The following is a 1,214-nucleotide window of genomic DNA, read 5'->3' on the forward strand; positions in this document are numbered from 1 at the left end:
CCTGCTGCGACGCATGGAACTGGCTCATCGCACAGCCAGAACAGATCACCACCATCGCATCGCGTGCATACGCACAGGTCAGAACATGACACCGGGCGTATTAGATGCCATCCCCATGATCCCGGGGTTGAGGGCGGAAGCGGTTGCTCTTCTCGCGGCGGCCGAGTTCGCGAAGAATCAGCACATCTGCTTCAGGCGGAGTGCGCCGCGCCTCCTGACCGTTCTCGCTACCATGGCGAAGGCGAACGCGGCGCAGTTCACCTATGAGGAGCGAGTGTCGGAGGTGGCACGTCAGGCAGGTGTGGGCAGCCGAACGTCAACTGGAGGCGCAACCGAGTTCCGGACCGTGACCGTCGGGCCGCTCGATGGGGCGGAGTTCCTCTCAGATGGATACAGCCCTGAACGCGATGCGCGAGCGTTGCTTACAGAGATGGACCTATGGCTCCCAGGCAGCCCGCTTACCGACGACGCTCTGCTCGACCTTGTTGCATCCTTCGAGGCTCACAATCCGGCGAAAGCCGTCGAGCTATGGAGTTGGGTTTCGGGGCTGCCGGGGGCTCTTCGTCGCGCTTGGGCCAAAGTGGATGCGGCGCAGGCTTTCCTATCGCCAGAGAACACAGGTCGGCTGACCCGGTGGGGAAAGCAAATCGGCGACCGCGAAGCATCGGCCCAGCGAGGCGCGGACAGCATCGTCTTCCGTTACCGAGAGGATGGCGCTTCGGAGTTCACCAGCGTGCCCCTCGGCCCGAAGTAGGGGCAAGCAGGGAACACGTTGCTGCCCTGACACAAGCGGCCATCCGCATCGGGTAGGCGAACCCTTTACCGGGTAACGTCAGCAAGAGACATTCCGGCACGATAAGGAGATGCCGCATGGGCCGCTACGAACTCCCGGAGTCATCGGGCCAGTTCCCGGAGTTGATCCTATGGCTCATCGCGGGAGCCATCGTTGTGGGGGTCTTCGTCGCCTTCCGAGATATTCTGCGGGAGGGCGGACTGCTCGCCCTGTTGGGCATCGGGCTCAACTTCTTCGGGCTCTACCTGATGTTCAGCTTCATGGCCGAAGAAAAGAAGGTGCTGGGGTTTGTGATCTGCCTTGCGCTGAGCTTCGTCGGTGTGGCCTGCTGCCGGTTCGATGGACACCGAGTTTAGCCTGAACCGGCCAAGCGCTCGAATGCCACGGGGCTGAGATAGCCGATGGCCGAGTGGCGTCGCGT

At 62.4% G+C, this 1,214-nt stretch carries 2 protein-coding genes; both read left to right on the top strand.

Going from position 1 to position 1,214, the window contains the following annotated elements:
• The coding region (locus HEQ75_RS27615) for a hypothetical protein (RefSeq protein WP_209318819.1) at positions 1–754 on the top strand (754 nt) is incomplete at its 5' end.
• A 116-nt stretch (positions 755–870) separates the two neighbouring features.
• Positions 871–1,149, top strand: a complete 279-nt coding sequence (locus HEQ75_RS27620; RefSeq protein ID WP_168035331.1) for a hypothetical protein — start codon at positions 871–873, stop codon at positions 1,147–1,149.
• Positions 1,150–1,214 lie beyond the last annotated feature (65 nt).

This window comes from Falsiroseomonas selenitidurans (assembly GCF_012103215.1).
GTDB lineage: Bacteria > Pseudomonadota > Alphaproteobacteria > Acetobacterales > Acetobacteraceae > Falsiroseomonas > Falsiroseomonas selenitidurans.